This is a genomic window from Delftia sp. SD018 (assembly GCF_017355445.1).
GTDB classification, from domain to species: Bacteria; Pseudomonadota; Gammaproteobacteria; order Burkholderiales; family Burkholderiaceae_C; genus Comamonas; species Comamonas acidovorans.
Map to the genome: position 1 here is coordinate 134,905 of NZ_JADDRN010000011.1, position 15,991 is coordinate 150,895.

Below are 15,991 nucleotides of genomic sequence, written 5' to 3' on the forward strand. Positions count from 1 at the left end.
TGCGGCGGGCTCAGAGGCTATTGGCCTGACGGATCTGTTCGAGCACATCCTTGGCGCTGGCCGGTATGGGGGTGCCCGGGCCATAGACGCCCTTGACGCCGGCGTTGTAGAGGAAGTCGTAGTCCTGCGCGGGAATCACGCCGCCCACGAAGACGATGATGTCGTCCGCGCCCTGGCGGCGCAGCTCCTCGATGATGGCCGGCACCAGGGTCTTGTGGCCGGCCGCCAGCGTGGACACGCCCACGGCGTGCACGTCGTTCTCGATGGCCTGGCGCGCGCATTCCTCGGGCGTCTGGAACAGCGGTCCCATGTCCACGTCGAAGCCCAGGTCGGCAAAGGCCGTGGCCACCACCTTGGCGCCGCGGTCATGGCCGTCCTGGCCCAACTTGGCGATCATCACGCGCGGGCGGCGGCCCAACTGCTCGGACGATGCATCGATCTCGCCCTTGAGCTTTTCCCAGCCCTCGGCCGAGTCGTAGGCTGCTGCATACACGCCGGTCACCTTTTGCGTATCGGCGCGGTGGCGCCCGAAAACCTTCTCCAGTGCATCCGAGACCTCGCCCACCGTGGCGCGCAGGCGCACGGCCTGGATGGCCAGGTCCAGCAGGTTGCCCTCGCCGCTTTCGGCGGCCTGGGTCAGCGCCTGAAGGGCGGCCTCGACCTTGGCTGCATCGCGGCTGGCCTTGATCTGGTTCAGGCGTGCGATCTGGCTGTCGCGCACCTTGACGTTGTCCACCTCGAGGATGTCGATGGCGTCTTCCTTGGCCAGCTTGTACTTGTTGACGCCAACGATGACATCCTTGCCCGAATCGATGCGCGCCTGCTTCTCGGCGGCGGCGGCCTCGATCTTGAGCTTGGCCCATCCCGAATCCACGGCGGCGGTCATGCCGCCCATGGCCTCGACCTCCTCGATGATCTTCCAGGCGGCGTCGGCCATGTCCTGGGTCAGCTTCTCCATCATGTAGCTGCCGGCCCAGGGGTCGATCACATTGGTGATGTGGGTCTCTTCCTGGATGATCAGCTGCGTGTTGCGCGCAATGCGGGCCGAGAACTCGGTGGGCAGCGCAATGGCTTCGTCAAAGCTGTTGGTGTGCAGGCTCTGCGTGCCGCCGAAGACGGCGGCCATGGCCTCGATGGTGGTGCGCACCACGTTGTTGTAGGGGTCCTGCTCGGTCAGCGACCAACCGGAGGTCTGGCAGTGCGTGCGCAGCATCAGGCTCTTGGCCTTCTTGGCGCCGAAGCCCTTCATGATGCGGCACCACAGCAGGCGGGCCGCGCGCATCTTGGCGATTTCCAGATAGAAATTCATGCCGATGGCCCAGAAGAAGGACAGCCGGCCCGCGAAATCGTCCACATCCATGCCCTTGGCCGTGGCGGTCTTGACGTACTCCTTGCCGTCGGCCAGCGTGAAGGCCAGTTCCAGCGCCTGGTTGGCGCCCGCCTCCTGCATGTGGTAGCCCGAGATCGAGATCGAGTTGAACTTGGGCATGTTCTTGCTCGTGTACTCGATGATGTCGCCGATGATGCGCATCGACGGCTGGGGCGGGTAGATATAGGTGTTGCGGACCATGAACTCCTTGAGGATGTCGTTCTGTATGGTCCCCGACAGCTGGTCCTGGGCCACGCCCTGCTCCTCGGCCGCCACCACGTAGCCCGCCAGCACGGGCAGCACGGCGCCGTTCATGGTCATGGACACGCTGATCTTGTCCAGCGGGATCTGGTCGAACAGCACCTTCATGTCTTCGACCGAATCGATGGCCACGCCGGCCTTGCCCACATCGCCCGTCACACGCGGATGGTCGCTGTCGTAGCCGCGGTGCGTGGCCAAGTCGAAGGCCACCGACACGCCCTGCCCGCCGGCGGCCAGCGCCTTGCGGTAGAAGGCGTTGGACTCCTCGGCCGTGGAAAAGCCCGCGTACTGGCGAATGGTCCAGGGCCGGCCCGCGTACATGGTGGCCTGCGGGCCGCGGATGTAGGGCTCGAAGCCTGGCAGGCTATCCGTATGGGGCAGGTTGGCCGTGTCTGCCGCCGTGTACAGCGGCTTGACGTCGATGCCGTCGGGCGTGGTCCAGTGCAGTGCCTGGATGTCGCCCCCGGGAGCGGCCTTGGCGGCCGCCTGGGCCCATTTCTGCAGGTCGGCAGTTGCGAATTCCTGGCCGTTCTGCGCTGTCGGATGGTCTTGTCTCATGTTCTCAGGCTCGTGAATGACAGGTGCCCTTGAGGGCATGCCCCAGAGCTGCCGCAGTTTACATCATTCATAATTATTCATTCAAAATATCTTTGCCGATACAATCCGGGCCACATGTCGACAAACACCCTCACTCCCCGCGCTCTCTACGAACAGGTTGCAGAGAAGCTGCGCCTGCGCATCTTCGAGCACGAGCTGGCGCCCGGTGACTGGATCGACGAACTGAAGATTGCCGAGGAATACGGCATCAGCCGCACCCCGCTGCGCGAGGCCCTGAAGGTGCTGGCCGCCGAGGGCCTGGTCACCATGAAGGTGCGCCGTGGCGCCTATGTGACCGAGGTGTCGTCCAAGGACATTGCCGATGTCTATCACCTGCTGAGCCTGCTGGAATCCGATGCCGTCCAGGTGGTGGCTGAATCGGGCAGCGACGAAGAGCTTGCCGCCCTGCAGCAGACCCACGAGGAACTCAAGGCGCAGACGCGCGATGCAGACCGCTTCTTCGAACTCAACGAGAGCTTTCACATGCAGCTGCTGCAGATTGCCGACAACCGCTGGCGCAACCAGCTGGTGGCCGATCTGCGCAAGGTGATGAAGCTCAACCGCCACAAGTCGCTGTTCAAGCAGGGCCGCATCGAGGATTCGCTGGCCGAGCACGAGACCGTCATGCAGGCCCTGCTGCGCCGCGATGGCGCTGCAGCGGCCCAGGCCATGCGTCAGCATTTCCAGAACGGCCTGGCGGCGGCTTCCTGAAGCCTGCCGCTCGGCGCTCTTGCGCAGCCGGCACCATCTGGCGCGGCCATGACGCGCAGGCAGCCGCCCCGTCTGGAATCGGGCCCGGTGTGCAACGGTGGCGACGTAGGCAGACATGCGGCTCCTGGTTGGTTTCAGAGTGGACACCCGAAAACGCTGCAGTGCAGCATAAACGCGTGCGCCGCACCCTCTCATGTCCGAAGCTGACGCCAGGGCCTGCGGAAAGCCCCGGCTATCATCAGCGGCTACATCCACTTCGGCCTGCACCCTCCTCGCATGAGCATCCAAGACCCAGCCCGCGCCCCTTCCCTGGCCATGAGCCTGCCAGCCGATGCCAGCATGGCCACGGCCTCCACCCTGGTGGAAATGCTGGCCCTGCGCGTGCAGCAGACGCCCGCAGGCGAGGCCTACCGGGCCTATGACGAGGATGCGCGCAGCTGGAAGACGCTGAACTGGGCACAGGCCGGCGAGCGTGTGGCCCTCTGGGCGCAGGCGCTGGCCGCGCAGGAGCTGCCGGCAGGATCGCGCATCGCCATCCTGCTGCCCAACGGTCTGGACGCCATGTCCATCGACCTGGCCAGCCTGCGCTGCGGCCATGTGCCCGTGCCGCTGCACGCCATAGACAACGCGGGCAGCATTGCCTACATCCTGGCCAACGCCCAAGTGTCCATGCTGTTCGTGGCACAGCAATCCACCTGGGACAAGATCTGCGCCACGGGCCAGGCCCTGCCTGCGCTGCGCAAGGTGTTCGTGGCATCGTCCAAGCCGGCTTCCCGGGCCGCAGAGCCTGAAACCGAAGGCGATGCCGCCGCACTGGAGGCCCTGCGCCAGATCCCCGTGCAGCCGCTGGCCCAATGGCTCGCTGAAGGCGGCGCAGTCCCCTTGCCCCCGCCTCCCTCTGCCGAGGACCTGGCCGCCGTGGTCTACACCTCGGGCACCACGGGCAAGCCCAAGGGCGTGATGCTCACGCACCGCAACGTGGTCTCCAACGTGCAGGCGGTGATGCAGCGGCTGCAGCCGCGCAGCGACGATGTTTTCCTCTCCTTCCTGCCGCTGTCGCACACCTTCGAGCGCACGGCTGGCTACTACCTGGCGCTGGCCGTGGGCGCCTGCGTGGCCTATGCGCGTTCTGTGGCCCAGCTGGCCGAGGATCTCAAGACCCAGCGCCCCACGGTGCTGGTGTCCGTGCCACGCATCTACGAGCGCGTGCACGCCAAGGTCATGGAGACGCTGGCCCGTGCACCGCTCAAGGCCCAGCTGTTCGGGCTGGCCCAGGCCAGGGGTTGGCAGCGCTTTTGTGAAACACAGGGCATTGCCGATGCGCAAGCGCCCCAGCCCGAAGCGCCGGGCTGGATGCAATGGCTGCCCTGGCCGGTGCTCAACCACCTGGTGGCCAAGCCGCTGCTGGCCCAGTTCGGTGGCCGCGTGCGCGTGGCCGTCAGTGGCGGCGCGCCGCTGTCGCCGACGATTGCGCGCTGTTTTCTGGGCCTGGGCCTGCCGCTGATCCAGGGCTACGGAATGACCGAGACCTCGCCCGTGGTCTGCGCCAACACGCTGGAGGACAACCACCCCGCCACCGTGGGCCACGCCTTGCCCGGCGTGGAGGTGCGGATTGGCGAGAACCGGGAGCTGCAGGTGCGTGGTCCCTGCGTGATGCGCGGCTATTGGGAGCGCCCCGAAGACACCGCCAGGACCTTCACCGACGACGGCTGGCTGCGCACGGGCGACCAGGCGGTGATCGAGGACGGGCGCGTGCGCATACAGGGACGCATCAAGGAAATCATCGTCACCTCCACCGGCGAGAAGATTCCGCCGGCCGACCTGGAGCTGGCCATTACCGGCGACCCGTTCTTCACCCAGGTCTTTGTCGTGGGCGAAGACCGCCCTTTCATCGCTGCCGTGGCCGTGATCGAACGCGGCGAATGGCAGGCCATGGCCCAGCGCCTGGGCCTGGATCCCGAAGACCCCAAGAGCCTGAACCACTCCGCCGCCGAACGCGAGGCACTGGCACGCATCGAAAAGCAGGTGGCCAGCTTTGCCCGCTATGCCGTGCCACGCGCCGTGCATCTGGAGCTGGAGCCCTGGACCATAGAAAACGGGCTGATGACGCCTACCCTCAAGCTCAAGCGCAACAACCTCATGACGCGGTTCGAGTCGCAGATCGCCGCCATGTACAGCAAGCCTGCCGAGCGCTGGCAAGGCCGCAACAGCGCGGGTTGACCCCCTGCTCCTGACAAGCAGCCGCCGCTCAAAACGGCGGCTTTTTCTATTTTTGATATGGATTCAGTTCATGTAAGTTACATTGAATTGATCAAAAAGAAAGGAAGAGCGCACTGCGCACGCTCTTCCCGGGTCTGCGTCAAGCAGCTGCCAGTGTCAGGCCGGGGCTCGCCATGCCGATCTCCTTCGCCGAGCTGATCTGGAACGTGGCCACCGCCTGTGCCAGCACCCGCGCCTGCCGTTCCAGACTGGCTGCAGCGGCTGCCGACTCTTCCACCAAGGCGGCATTCTGTTGCGTGACCTGGTCCATCTGGGAGACGGCCTGGGTGATCTGCCCCAGGCCACCGCTTTGCTCCACGCTGGAGGCAGAGATGGCCTCGATCAGCGATGCCACCTCGCTCACCTGGGCTTCAATGGCATCCATGGCCTTGCCTGCTTCCCGGACCTGGTTGCCGCCTGTTCGTACCTTGTCGGTGGATGCCGTGATCAGTGCCTTGATCTCCCGCGCCGCTGCGGCGCTGCGCTGGGCCAGGGAGCGCACTTCCCCAGCCACCACGGCAAAGCCCCTGCCCTGCTCGCCCGCCCGCGCGGCCTCCACCGCTGCATTGAGCGCCAGGATATTGGTCTGGAAGGCAATGGAGTCGATCACGCCGGTGATCTCGGCAATCTTTCCGCTGCTGGCCGAGATTTCGTCCATGGTGCCGATGACCCTGGCGACCGCGCCGCCGCCCACGCCGGCCACCTCCTTGGCACGCACGGCCAGGGCGCTGGCCTGCCGCGCGTTCTCGGAGCTCTGGCCCACGTTGCCGGCCAGCTGCTCCATCGACGCCGCCGTCTCCTGCAGGCTGGAGGCCTGGTGCTCGGTGCGGCTGCTCAAATCCTGGTTGCCGGCAGCGATCTGGCTGGACGCCGTGGTCACCGACTCCACGCCGCGCCGCACATCGCCAACGATGTTTGCCAGCGACTCGCGCATGGCGCTCATGGAGCGCAGCAGGTCGCCGACCTCGTCACGCCCAGTGGCCTGGATTTCCGAAGCCAGGTCGCCTTGCTCGATGTGCCGGGCCACTTCCACGGCCGACTTCAAGGGCACCGTGATGGAGCGCGTGACCATGTAGCCCAGGGCCACGGCCAGGATGACGGCCGCCGCCACAAAACCGTAGATCAGCATCTGCGACCGTGCGAAAACCTCCCTGGAGTCCCCATAGACATCCTCCGACGTCTTGAGCTGCAGCTCGACCAGCTCGCCGATCTTGGCGCTGATGGGATCGATGCTGGCATACAGCGCGCCGTCGAACTCATCCAGGCTGCCGGCCTTCTTGCCGTCCAGCTGCTTGAGGCGCTGCAGCAGTTTGTCGATGCTCTGGTTGGCCGGCGCGAACAGCGCCTGGGCCTGCTTGGCCAGCACGGCCTCCTGCGCTGTGAGCTGGGTGGACGAGTAGCTGCGCCAGGCGGCCTCAATCGCGGGCAGCGTGCCCGAGATGCTGGCCGATGCCTCCTGCGCCGTGATCAGGCCCGCATTGGCTTTATTGACCGTGTCTATGACGTTGACGGCATAGGCATCCGCAATCTGCTTGAGCTGCTTGAGTGGAACCACACGGTCCTGGTACAGGGTCTCCGTGCCCGAAAATACATGGCCCAGCGCCCTTGCGCCGACGCCCCCTACGGCCATCAGACAGACCAGCAGGACAAGAAAGACGGCTGTAAGCCGGGTACCGATACGCACATCGCTGAGTTTTTTCATCGCAGAACCTCTGGCCCAGTGCTGCCTTCGGTATAGGCCATCGCTATCGCATCCAGGCAGTCACATTAGCTGCCTTATCGGTAGCGGTGGCCGATTTCTTGAGAGACAAAACTCAATAAGTTCCGCGGGATGTGTAAAGACGCCCGCCACAGTGCGGATGCCCAGCCCCTGCCCTCAACCCCGTTGCCAGGCCAACCCATCCAAGACACGGCCAACTCGTTCATGTAAGTTACATTGATATCATCAAAAAAATGGCCCGTGAAAGCACGAGCCATTTCCATTCAGACGTAGACGTCGACCACGCCACCCAGTCCGGGCGCCTTGTTGCTCTTTGGCTGGGACGGCGACTTGGCTTCGGCCGCCTGCTGCTGCTCGCGCTGCTTGTCGATCTGGGCCTGCTGCCTGGCGCGCATGAGCGCCTCGATCTGGCTTTGCACCATCATGATCTGCGACTGCAGCAGCTTGGCCTTCGTCTGCTTGGCCTTGGCGTCGATGTTCTCGGAAGACACTTCCTTGAGCGCCTGCTGCAGCTCCTTGAGCTTGCGCTGCAACGCAACGATGTCATTGCCGCCGGAGGATGAAGCGGCTCCCGAGGCGGAAGCCGATGTGGAGGATGAGACTTGCATGCCTCATACATCGTCCACCGCCGCACAAACTGAAGGCCGAAAACACGCCCGCCCCGCCAGTAGTCACCCCAGCATATGCCGCAGCGCTCCCGCCGATGCAATGCCGATCAGCACCGTCGGCAGAATGGGCAGCCGGCTCGCGGCCACCATCGTCACCACCAGGGCCAGCAGATCGGCCGGCCGCTCGGACACAAACGCCGGGGCGATCACCGAGATCAGCACGCAGCCCGGCAGGCTTTCCATCACGTACTGCATGCGCGGGCTCAGCGTGCGCCCGCGCAGCAGCAAGTAGCCGATCACCCGCGTGAAATACGTGCTGCAGGCCATGAGCACCAGCGTCAGCAAGGTTGTGGCTTCCATCGCTCAGCTCCTGGGCGCCAGCAAGGCCGCGCAGACCAGGCCAGAGACGGCGCCGGCCGCCACATACCAGGCGCCAGGCACCAGCTTGTAGACCAGGGCCGCCGTCAGCAGGCTCACCAGCCAGGGCCGGCAAGGCCTGACGCCCTTCCACATGCCGCGCAGCAGCACCAGAAACACGGCGGTGAACGCCATGTCGAAGCCGTACTGCTCCAGGTCGCCAATGCGCGGCCCCAGAAAGGCACCGGCCGCCGTGCACGACACCCAGGCCATGTACAGGCCCGCCGACACGCCCATGTAGTAAGGCAGGCTCACACGCCGGGAGGCACTGCGCTGCGCGTCTGCCAGGGCCAGCGCCCAGCTTTCGTCGCACATGAAGAACAGGGCCGGCAGCGCACGGCGCCTGGGCAGATGGCGCAGATAGGGCGCCAGCGCCGCACCCATAAGGATGTGCCGGCAATTGACCAGGAAGGACATGGCGACGATCAGCAGCACATGCGGCGGCGAAGTCCACAGCCGTATGGCCGTGAACTCCGAGCCGCCGCCGAAGTTCATCCCGGTCATGAGAGGAACTTCCAGCGGTGCCAGCCCCTTTTGCACGGCCTGGGCGCCCAGCACCAGGGCAAAGGGCACGAAGCCCAGCATCACGGGAATCGCATCCCTGAAGCCGCGAAAGGCCTCGGAACTGCGGGAGACGGAATCTGCCGAAACGGCAGCGGGGGAAAGTGGAATGGATGAAGACATGGAGAGCGGCGATTGTCGGCTTGTGCCGCTGGAATTTGCTGCTGATTCATGCTTTCGCCAGCCATTTCACGGACGTTTATGCCGGTTTATTCAAGCAACTGGAAATAATCTGCCGCACAAGCGCTGCACAAGCGCCGCTCAACCCATCTCCATTGCTGGCGGCGCTCCTCGGACGGCCGCGCCTGCCCTCCTGACATTTCACGAAACCCAACAGCCATTGGCTCCCGCCATGCTGCAGTGCGTCGCAAACGGCTGTGCCGGCCAGGGCGGCGGCGGGACCATGAAGCCCTCATCACTTCGCTTCACCTGAAAGGTTCCCCATGCGCACTTCCGACTTCACCCGCTTCGTCGCCCTGGCCGCCCTCAGCCTGGGCCTGGCCGGCACCACCCTAGCCCAGGACGCAGCGCCCTCCTCCACTGCTGCCCCCACCGACCTCAGCCGAGCCCAGGTGCTGGCCGACCTGGAAATGTGGCACCGCGCCGGACTCACCTATCTCTCCGACCGCGAGATCGATGTCCGCTCCACCGAATACCAGCGCGGCCTGGAGCGCTACCAGCAACTGCGCGCCAGCCCCGCCTACCGCGAGGCCGTGGCAAGGCTGGAGAAGGGACATGCGGTGGCCCAGGACAAGTGAGCTTGAAGGCGGCCGGTGGCGGATCTGAGGAGCTGAAAGCCACCGGCGGGTCTGGATAACCCTGATCCCGTCCCCGGCACCCTCGCGTCACACGGTCAACCGGTGTTTCTGCAATAATTGCCGCAACAATCATTGCGCAGTCAATTATTTCACCCGCAGACACCATGACCCAGCCTCCCCTGCCCAACGGCCTGCAGCCCTCGGACTTCTACAGCCCAGGCAGCTACACGCCCTTCGAGAGCGTGGGGTTCCTCATGCGCAAGGTGCTCAGCTCCATCCTCCAGCAGGCCGATGCGCAGTTGGCCGAGCATGAGCTGACCTATGTGCAGTGGCTGCCGCTGTACAAGCTGCTGCTGTGCAGCGACGCCACCAATGCCGGCATGGCGCGTGACCTGGGGCTGGATCCGGCCTCCATCACGCGGGCGCTGGACCGGCTCGAATCCAAGGGCATGCTGCGGCGCGAGCGCTCCACGGTGGACCGGCGCGTGGTCAAGCTGGTGCTGACCGATGAAGGCCGCGCCATGGCGGCCAAGGTGCCGCAGGTGCTGTCCAGCGTGATGAATGCCCATATGGCCGGCTTCAGCCATGACGAGTCGCGCCAGCTGCTGGACATGCTGCGCCGCCTGCTGGCCAATGGCGATGCGATGCGCGCGCCGGAAGCTGCGCCGCCGGCCCCTGCGCCTGCCACGCCTGTCGACTGACAGCGCCAGCCCCCTTTTTCCGCCCCTGTTTCCGATTTCCTGATTCTTGACCCCCAACAGGCAGACCACCATGCCCAAATCCTTTGTTTCCGTGTCCGCCGCGCCCCGCCGCGTAGCCGCCGCAGCGGCCACCCTGTGCGCCGCGCTGGCCCTGGCCGGTTGTGCTTCCCAGGGCCCGGCCCATGAGCCGCTGGCCCGGCTGGGCGCCTCCGACCTGGGTCTGACGGCCCAGTCCGAGACAGGCGCCAATACCAGCCTGCCCGCCGCCGATTGGTGGAAGTCCCTGGGCGATGCCCAGCTGGATGCGCTGATCGCCCAGGCGCTGCAGGGCAGCCCCAGCCTGGCCATGAGCCGCGCCCGCTTCGACAAGGCGGCCGCCCTGGCCACGGCCACAAGCACGGCCACCGATGTGCGCGGCACGCTCGGCGTCGACGCCACGCGCCAGCACTACAGCGCCAACGGCCTGGTGCCCGCACCCATTGCCGGCCATACCTACAACACCGGCAACCTGCAGGCCGGCCTGAGCTGGACACCGGATTTCTTTGGCCGCCATGCCGCCGACCTGCAGGCCGCCCTGGGCCAGGCCCGTGCCGCCCAGGCCGACAGCGCCGCCGCCGCCAACCAGCTGGCGGCCCAGGTGGCGCGCAGCTATGTGGCGCTGGCTCGCTTGATTGCCCAAAAGGATGTGGCTGGCCGCACGCTGACCCAGCGCCAGTCGCTGCTGGACCTGAGCCAGCAGCGCACGCGCGCCGGGCTGGACAGCCAGGTGGAGCTGACCCAGGCCCAGGCCGGCCTGCCCGATGCCGGCACCCAGATCGAAATGCTGGACGAGCAGATCACGCTGGCGCGCCGCACCATCGCCGTGCTCTGCGGGCAGGCGCCCGAGGCGCAGCTGCAGCTGTCGCCCCGTCTGGCCGCGCTGCAGATCCAGGCTGTGCCCGGCCAGTTGGGTGCCGACCTGCTGGGCCGCCGCCCCGATGTGGTGGCCGCGCGCTGGCGCGTGGAGTCCGCAACGCAGGGCATAGAGAGCGCGCGGGCGGATTTCTATCCCGATATCAATCTCACGGCCTTCATCGGCCTCAATGCCATCGGTCTGGACAACCTGTTCAAGGGCAGCTCGCGCCAGATGGGCATCACGCCCGCGCTGCGCCTGCCCCTGTTCGACGGCAAGCGCCTGCGCGCCCAGTTGCGCGGCACGCAGGCCGACCTGGACACCGCCATCGCCCAGTACAACGGCGTGGTGCTCGATGCGGTCAAGGAAGCGGGCGACGCCATCACTTCCGTGCAATCGCTGGTGCGCCAACAGCAGCTGCAGGCCGAGTCGCTGGAGAAGGCCGAACGCGCCTACGACTTTGCCGTGCAGCGCTACAAGGCAGGCCTGGCCAGCCAGGTGACGGTGCTGAACACCGAAACCCAGGTGATCACCCAGCGCCGCCTGGACGTGGACCTGCGCGCCCGCGCGCTGGACACGCGCGTGTCGCTGATGAAGGCGCTGGGCGGCGGCTGGACCGATGGCACGGCTGCCGTGCAGGTCAGCCAGCACTGAGATCGCAACCCGCACAGGAATCCGCCGCACTCTTGACCCTCCACCGGGCAGACCGCCAGCCAGCGTGACAGATCGCCAGCTCCCTGCCCCGGCCGCACAACCACATTCACAGATAACAAAGCGCCGTACACCATGACCGACACCAACAAGCAAGCACCCAGCCCTGCCGCCGCACCGGCCGCAGCCTCGCCCGTGGCCAATCCGCAGGGCCGCCGCAAGGGCCTGACCCTCATCGCCGCCGCAGTCGCGGTGGCCGCCGTCGCCTGGGGCGGCTGGCACTGGATGGTGGCGCGCAACTACCAGACCACGGACAACGCCTATGTGGCGGGCAACGTGGTGCAGATCACGCCGCAGATCGGCGGCACAGTGATCAGCATCGGCGCCGACGACACCGACTACGTCAAGCCCGGCCAGCTGCTGGTGCAGCTGGACTCGGCCGATGCCCTGGTTGCCCTGTCCCAGGCCGAGTCGCAACTGGCCCAGACCGTGCGCCAGGTGCGCACGCTGTACGCCAACAATGCGCCCCTGGTGGCCCAGGTGGCCCAGCGCGAGGCCGATCTGGCCCGCCTGCAGGCCGACGCTGCCCGCGCCCGCGAGGACGTGGACCGCCGCCGCCCGCTGCTGGCCACGGGCGCCGTGGGCAAGGAAGAGTTCGACCACGCCCAGTCCCTGGCCCGCACGGCAGGCAATGCCGCCTCTGCAGCAGAAGCCGCCGTGCGCGCCGCCAAGGCGCAGCTGACCGCTGCCGAAGCCCAGACCAAGGGCAGCAGCGCCGAAGAGCACCCCAGCGTGATCGCCGCTTCCGCCAAGGTGCGCGAGGCCTATCTGGCGCTGCAGCGCACGCGCCTGGTCTCTCCCGTGGAAGGCTATGTGGCCAAGCGCGGCGTGCAACTGGGCCAGCGCGTGGCCTCGGGCGCGCCGCTGATGACCGTGGTGGGCCTGCACAACCTCTGGGTGGATGCCAACTTCAAGGAAAGCCAGCTGGCCCAGCTGCGCATAGGCCAGAAGACCGAGCTGACGGCCGATGTGTACGGCGACAAGATCAGCTACCACGGCACCGTGGTGGGCATGGGCGCAGGAACCGGCGCGGCCTTCTCGCTGCTGCCCGCGCAAAACGCCACCGGCAACTGGATCAAGGTGGTGCAGCGCGTGCCCGTGCGCATTGCGCTGTCGCCGGAAGACCTGGCCCAGCACCCGCTGCGCGTGGGCCTGTCGATGGAGGCCAAGGTGGACGTGCGCGACCAGCAGGGTGAAGTACTGGCAACCGCCACGCGCAATGCCCCCGTGGCCCAGACCTCCATCTACGACATGGCATTGCCCCAGGCGGAGGAACGCATCGCCCACATCGTGGCGGGCCAGAACGTGGCGCCGCTCAAGCAGTTGCCCGAGCTGCCGCCCGTCGCCATGGCCGATGCGCAAGACAGGTCACAGGGCAAGGCGCCAGCCGCAGTGGCCTCCGCGCCGGTTGACGCGCAGGCCACGCAGTCCAAGTAAGCAGGCATCGCTTCCCCGCCTTCCCAGAACCTACGCGGACTGCCTATGACTTCCTCTACCACCGCCGTGCCGGAGCCGGCGCAGCCGGGTGGGCCGACCTTGCCGCCTGCCGCGCCACCCTCGGCACCGCCTGCCATGCCCGCACGGCCCGCACCGCTCAAGGGCGCCCAGCTGGCCCTGGGTACGCTGGCCCTGTCGCTGGCCACCTTCATGAACGTGCTGGACTCGTCCATTGCCAACGTCGCCATTCCGGCGATCTCGGGCGACGTGGGCGTCAGCCCCAGCCAGGGCACCTGGGTGATCACCAGCTTTGGCGTGGCCAACGCCATCTCGGTGCCGCTCACGGGCTGGCTCACGCAGCGCTTCGGCGCCGTGCGCCTGTTCACCATGAGCGTGCTGCTGTTCGTGCTGACCTCCTGGCTGTGCGGCTTTGCCTCGTCGCTGGAGATGCTGGTGCTGTTCCGCGTGCTCCAGGGGCTGGTCGCCGGACCCATGATCCCGCTGTCGCAGACACTGCTGCTGTCCAGCTACCCGCCGGCCAAGGCCGGGGTGGCGCTGGCGCTTTGGGGGATGACCACCCTGGTGGCGCCCGTGGTCGGCCCGCTGCTGGGTGGCTGGATCACGGACAACATCTCCTGGCCCTGGATCTTCTACATCAACGTGCCCGTGGGCCTGCTGTCGGCCCTGATGACCTGGAGCATCTACCGCAGCCGCGAGACCCCCACGCGCAAGCTGCCCATCGACTCCGTGGGCCTGGCCCTGCTGGTGCTGTGGGTGGGCGCGCTGCAGCTGATGCTGGACAAGGGCAAGGAGCTGGACTGGTTCGCCTCGGGCGAGATCGTCACTCTGTGCGTGCTGGCCATCGTGAGCTTCGTGGTCTTCCTGGTCTGGGAGCTGACGGATGCGCACCCGGTGGTGGACCTGCGCCTGTTCATGCGCCGCAATTTCGCGGCGGGCTCGGTGGCGCTGTCGATTGCCTACGGCCTGTTCTTCGGCAACGTGGTGCTGCTGCCGCTGTGGCTGCAGCAGTGGATGGGCTATACCTCCACCACGGCCGGCATGGCGCTGGCGCCGGTGGGCATCTTCGCCATCATCCTGACGCCGCTGGTGGGCCGCAAGGTCACGCAGTGGGACCCGCGCAAGATGGCCACGGGCGCCTTCGTGGTGTTCGCCCTGGTGCTGTGGATGCGCTCGCGCTTCACGGTGGAGACGGACTTCATGCACATCCTGGTGCCCACGCTGATCCAGGGCGGGGCCATGGCATTCTTCTTCATCCCGCTGACGACGATCACGCTGTCGGGCATCTCGCCGGACCGTATCCCGGCCGCCGCCGGCCTGAGCAACTTCGTGCGCATCACGGCGGGTGCCATGGGCACCTCCATCGCCACCACGCTCTGGGAAAACCGCGCCGCGCTGCACCACGCCCATCTGACCGAAGGGCTCATCCAGGGCCAGGGCGTGTTCGGCGTCACCCTGCAGGGGCTGCAGGCCGCGGGTCTCAGCCAAGCGCAGGCGCTGGCCCAGATCAACCGCCTCATCGACCAGCAGGCCTATACGCGGGCGGCGGACGACATCTTCCTGGCGTCGTCCGTGCTGTTCCTGGTGCTGATCGTGCTGATCTGGATGACCAGGCGCCCTGCGGGCCATGCCGGCGGTGCCGAGGCGGCCGGCGCCCATTGAGGCCCAGCTTGCGGCCATCACGACAAGGAGCTGCCTGCAGGGGCAGCTCCTTTTTTGTTTACATGACGACACGCAAGGCGCCTTGAATCGGGCCGCCAAGACCACCATCTCGACAGGGCTGCGCCACCGGTTCCATGATGGCGGCGGCCTGAACACCGACGGAGCACCGTGAAAACACCCCGCATCTTCCGCGCACCGATTGCCGACTACGCCCAATCACCCCAGTCGGTGGGCGGGCGCTTTCGCAACGTCCATCCCCGCCCCGCCAACGCGCCCCAGCCCGACGCCAAGGTGATGTGGGACTTCTTCTTCAACAAGCCCAAGGACACCGAGCCTGCCGCGCCCCTGCCCGTGCAGCGGCTCACCCCGGCCGACCTGGCCGCCGCGCCCGAGCGCAGCCTGTACCGCCTGGGCCACTCCACGCTGCTGATGAAGCTGCGCGGCGGCTGGTGGATCACCGACCCGGTGTTTGCCGAGCGCGCCTCGCCCTTTTCCTTCATCGGCCCCAAGCGCTTTCATGCGCCACCCATCGCCCTGCATGAACTGCCCGCGCTGCGCGGCGTGGTGCTTTCGCACGACCACTACGACCATCTGGACCGTGCCACCATCCGCGCCCTGGCGCCCCGGGTCGACTTCTTCCTGTGCACGCTGGGCGTGGGCGACCGGCTCATGGACTGGGGCGTGGCCCCCGAGAAGGTGCGCCAGTTCGACTGGTGGCAGGACGTGCAGGTGGACGGCCTGCGCTTCACGGCCACGCCGGCCCAGCATTTCTCGGGCCGGGGCCTGCGCGACGGCAACCGCACGCTGTGGGCGTCCTGGGTCATCGAGGACCTGGCAAGCGCCGACACGCTGCGTGTCTTCTTCAGCGGCGACGGCGGCTATTTCGACGGCTTTGCGGAAATCGGCCGGCGCTTCGGTCCCTTCGACCTCACGCTGATGGAAACCGGCGCCTACGACCCGCACTGGCCCTATGTGCACATGCACCCGGCCCAGACCGTGCAGGCCCACCGCGACCTGGGCGGACGCTGGCTGCTGCCCATTCACAACGGCACCTTCAGCCTGGCCATGCATGCCTGGTGGGACCCCTTCGAGCGCGTGCTGGCCCTGGGTGCCGAGCACGGCATTGCCGTGGCCACCCCCATGATGGGCGAGCGCGTGGACCTGGATGCCCCCCATGCAGGCGAGCGCTGGTGGCGTGCCCTGGTATCCCCTGCCGTGCAGGACGCAGCCGCGTCAGCGCCACAGGCCCAGCCGCGATAAATCCGTTTTTGCTGCATTGCGTCATCGGCCTACGCGGGTCGGCATCCAT

14 protein-coding genes are annotated in these 15,991 nt (G+C 66.9%); 9 read left to right on the top strand and 5 right to left on the bottom strand.

The annotated features are described in order from the left end of the window. Positions 1 to 10 precede the first annotated feature (10 nt). On the bottom strand, positions 11 to 2,188 hold the full coding sequence (gene scpA / locus INR38_RS13340; RefSeq protein WP_065345836.1) for a methylmalonyl-CoA mutase: 2,178 nt from the start codon (positions 2,186 to 2,188) through the stop codon (positions 11 to 13). A 114-nt stretch (positions 2,189 to 2,302) separates the two neighbouring features. On the opposite strand from scpA, the gene INR38_RS13345 reads away from it, so the two are divergent. After that, positions 2,303 to 2,938 carry a GntR family transcriptional regulator gene (locus INR38_RS13345; protein WP_012205578.1) on the top strand — a complete coding sequence of 212 codons (636 nt, stop codon included), beginning with the start codon at positions 2,303 to 2,305 and terminating at the stop codon, positions 2,936 to 2,938. 276 nt (positions 2,939 to 3,214) lie between these two features. Continuing rightward, positions 3,215 to 5,158 carry a long-chain fatty acid--CoA ligase gene (locus INR38_RS13350; RefSeq protein ID WP_207443616.1) on the top strand — a complete coding sequence of 648 codons (1,944 nt, stop codon included), beginning with the start codon at positions 3,215 to 3,217 and terminating at the stop codon, positions 5,156 to 5,158. 139 nt (positions 5,159 to 5,297) lie between these two features. On the opposite strand, the gene INR38_RS13355 is transcribed toward INR38_RS13350, so the two are convergent. The 4 genes from INR38_RS13355 to INR38_RS13370 form a co-directional block, all read right to left on the bottom strand. Then, positions 5,298 to 6,899, bottom strand: coding sequence for a methyl-accepting chemotaxis protein (locus INR38_RS13355; RefSeq protein WP_012205576.1), 1,602 nt, complete (start codon positions 6,897 to 6,899; stop codon positions 5,298 to 5,300). A gap of 281 nt (positions 6,900 to 7,180) precedes the next feature. Next, positions 7,181 to 7,525: a FlxA-like family protein gene (locus INR38_RS13360; RefSeq protein ID WP_012205575.1), complete on the bottom strand. Its 345-nt coding sequence runs from the start codon at positions 7,523 to 7,525 to the stop codon at positions 7,181 to 7,183. A 63-nt stretch (positions 7,526 to 7,588) separates the two neighbouring features. Next, on the bottom strand, positions 7,589 to 7,885 hold the full coding sequence (locus INR38_RS13365; RefSeq protein WP_207443617.1) for an AzlD family protein: 297 nt from the start codon (positions 7,883 to 7,885) through the stop codon (positions 7,589 to 7,591). A 3-nt stretch (positions 7,886 to 7,888) separates the two neighbouring features. Then, entirely contained in the window at positions 7,889 to 8,626 is a 738-nt protein-coding gene (locus INR38_RS13370; protein ID WP_096916233.1) for an AzlC family ABC transporter permease, read from the bottom strand. Between INR38_RS13370 and INR38_RS13375 the strand changes: the two genes are divergently transcribed. The 7 genes from INR38_RS13375 to INR38_RS13405 all read left to right on the top strand — a co-directional run bounded on the left by INR38_RS13375 (position 8,613) and on the right by INR38_RS13405 (position 15,942). After that, positions 8,613 to 8,936 (top strand): hypothetical protein, encoded by a 324-nt coding sequence (locus INR38_RS13375; RefSeq protein ID WP_207443618.1) that lies wholly within the window; start codon positions 8,613 to 8,615, stop codon positions 8,934 to 8,936. The two genes, INR38_RS13370 and INR38_RS13375, sit on opposite strands and share 14 nt — an antisense overlap. A gap of 10 nt (positions 8,937 to 8,946) precedes the next feature. Then, the gene (locus INR38_RS13380) at positions 8,947 to 9,261 is read left to right on the top strand and encodes a DUF4148 domain-containing protein (protein ID WP_197943400.1); all 315 of its coding nucleotides are present in this window, start codon (positions 8,947 to 8,949) and stop codon (positions 9,259 to 9,261) included. A 164-nt stretch (positions 9,262 to 9,425) separates the two neighbouring features. Then, on the top strand, positions 9,426 to 9,962 hold the full coding sequence (locus tag INR38_RS13385; RefSeq protein ID WP_043821956.1) for a MarR family winged helix-turn-helix transcriptional regulator: 537 nt from the start codon (positions 9,426 to 9,428) through the stop codon (positions 9,960 to 9,962). 70 nt (positions 9,963 to 10,032) lie between these two features. Continuing rightward, positions 10,033 to 11,508 (top strand): efflux transporter outer membrane subunit, encoded by a 1,476-nt coding sequence (locus INR38_RS13390; RefSeq protein ID WP_197943399.1) that lies wholly within the window; start codon positions 10,033 to 10,035, stop codon positions 11,506 to 11,508. A gap of 132 nt (positions 11,509 to 11,640) precedes the next feature. Continuing rightward, positions 11,641 to 13,002, top strand: a complete 1,362-nt coding sequence (locus INR38_RS13395) for an efflux RND transporter periplasmic adaptor subunit (RefSeq protein ID WP_063326173.1) — start codon at positions 11,641 to 11,643, stop codon at positions 13,000 to 13,002. Between the two features lie 45 nt (positions 13,003 to 13,047). Then, positions 13,048 to 14,682, top strand: a complete 1,635-nt coding sequence (locus INR38_RS13400) for a DHA2 family efflux MFS transporter permease subunit (protein ID WP_123693262.1) — start codon at positions 13,048 to 13,050, stop codon at positions 14,680 to 14,682. Between the two features lie 168 nt (positions 14,683 to 14,850). After that, entirely contained in the window at positions 14,851 to 15,942 is a 1,092-nt protein-coding gene (locus INR38_RS13405; protein WP_099750885.1) for an MBL fold metallo-hydrolase, read from the top strand. Positions 15,943 to 15,991: the final 49 nt, after the last annotated feature.

Excerpts from the sequence above, each read along its gene's own strand:
- INR38_RS13365 (WP_207443617.1), bottom strand. The coding sequence starts at position 7,885 with ATGGAAGCCACAACCTTGCTGACGCTGGTGCTCATGGCCTGCAGCACG.
- INR38_RS13385 (WP_043821956.1), top strand. The coding sequence starts at position 9,426 with ATGACCCAGCCTCCCCTGCCCAACGGCCTGCAGCCCTCGGACTTCTAC.
- INR38_RS13380 (WP_197943400.1), top strand. The coding sequence starts at position 8,947 with ATGCGCACTTCCGACTTCACCCGCTTCGTCGCCCTGGCCGCCCTCAGC.
- INR38_RS13375 (WP_207443618.1), top strand. The coding sequence starts at position 8,613 with ATGGATGAAGACATGGAGAGCGGCGATTGTCGGCTTGTGCCGCTGGAA.
- INR38_RS13370 (WP_096916233.1), bottom strand. The coding sequence starts at position 8,626 with ATGTCTTCATCCATTCCACTTTCCCCCGCTGCCGTTTCGGCAGATTCC.
- INR38_RS13390 (WP_197943399.1), top strand. The coding sequence starts at position 10,033 with ATGCCCAAATCCTTTGTTTCCGTGTCCGCCGCGCCCCGCCGCGTAGCC.
- INR38_RS13345 (WP_012205578.1), top strand. The coding sequence starts at position 2,303 with ATGTCGACAAACACCCTCACTCCCCGCGCTCTCTACGAACAGGTTGCA.
- INR38_RS13360 (WP_012205575.1), bottom strand. The coding sequence starts at position 7,525 with ATGCAAGTCTCATCCTCCACATCGGCTTCCGCCTCGGGAGCCGCTTCA.
- INR38_RS13400 (WP_123693262.1), top strand. The coding sequence starts at position 13,048 with ATGACTTCCTCTACCACCGCCGTGCCGGAGCCGGCGCAGCCGGGTGGG.
- scpA (WP_065345836.1), bottom strand. The coding sequence starts at position 2,188 with ATGAGACAAGACCATCCGACAGCGCAGAACGGCCAGGAATTCGCAACT.
- INR38_RS13355 (WP_012205576.1), bottom strand. The coding sequence starts at position 6,899 with ATGAAAAAACTCAGCGATGTGCGTATCGGTACCCGGCTTACAGCCGTC.
- INR38_RS13350 (WP_207443616.1), top strand. The coding sequence starts at position 3,215 with ATGAGCATCCAAGACCCAGCCCGCGCCCCTTCCCTGGCCATGAGCCTG.
- INR38_RS13395 (WP_063326173.1), top strand. The coding sequence starts at position 11,641 with ATGACCGACACCAACAAGCAAGCACCCAGCCCTGCCGCCGCACCGGCC.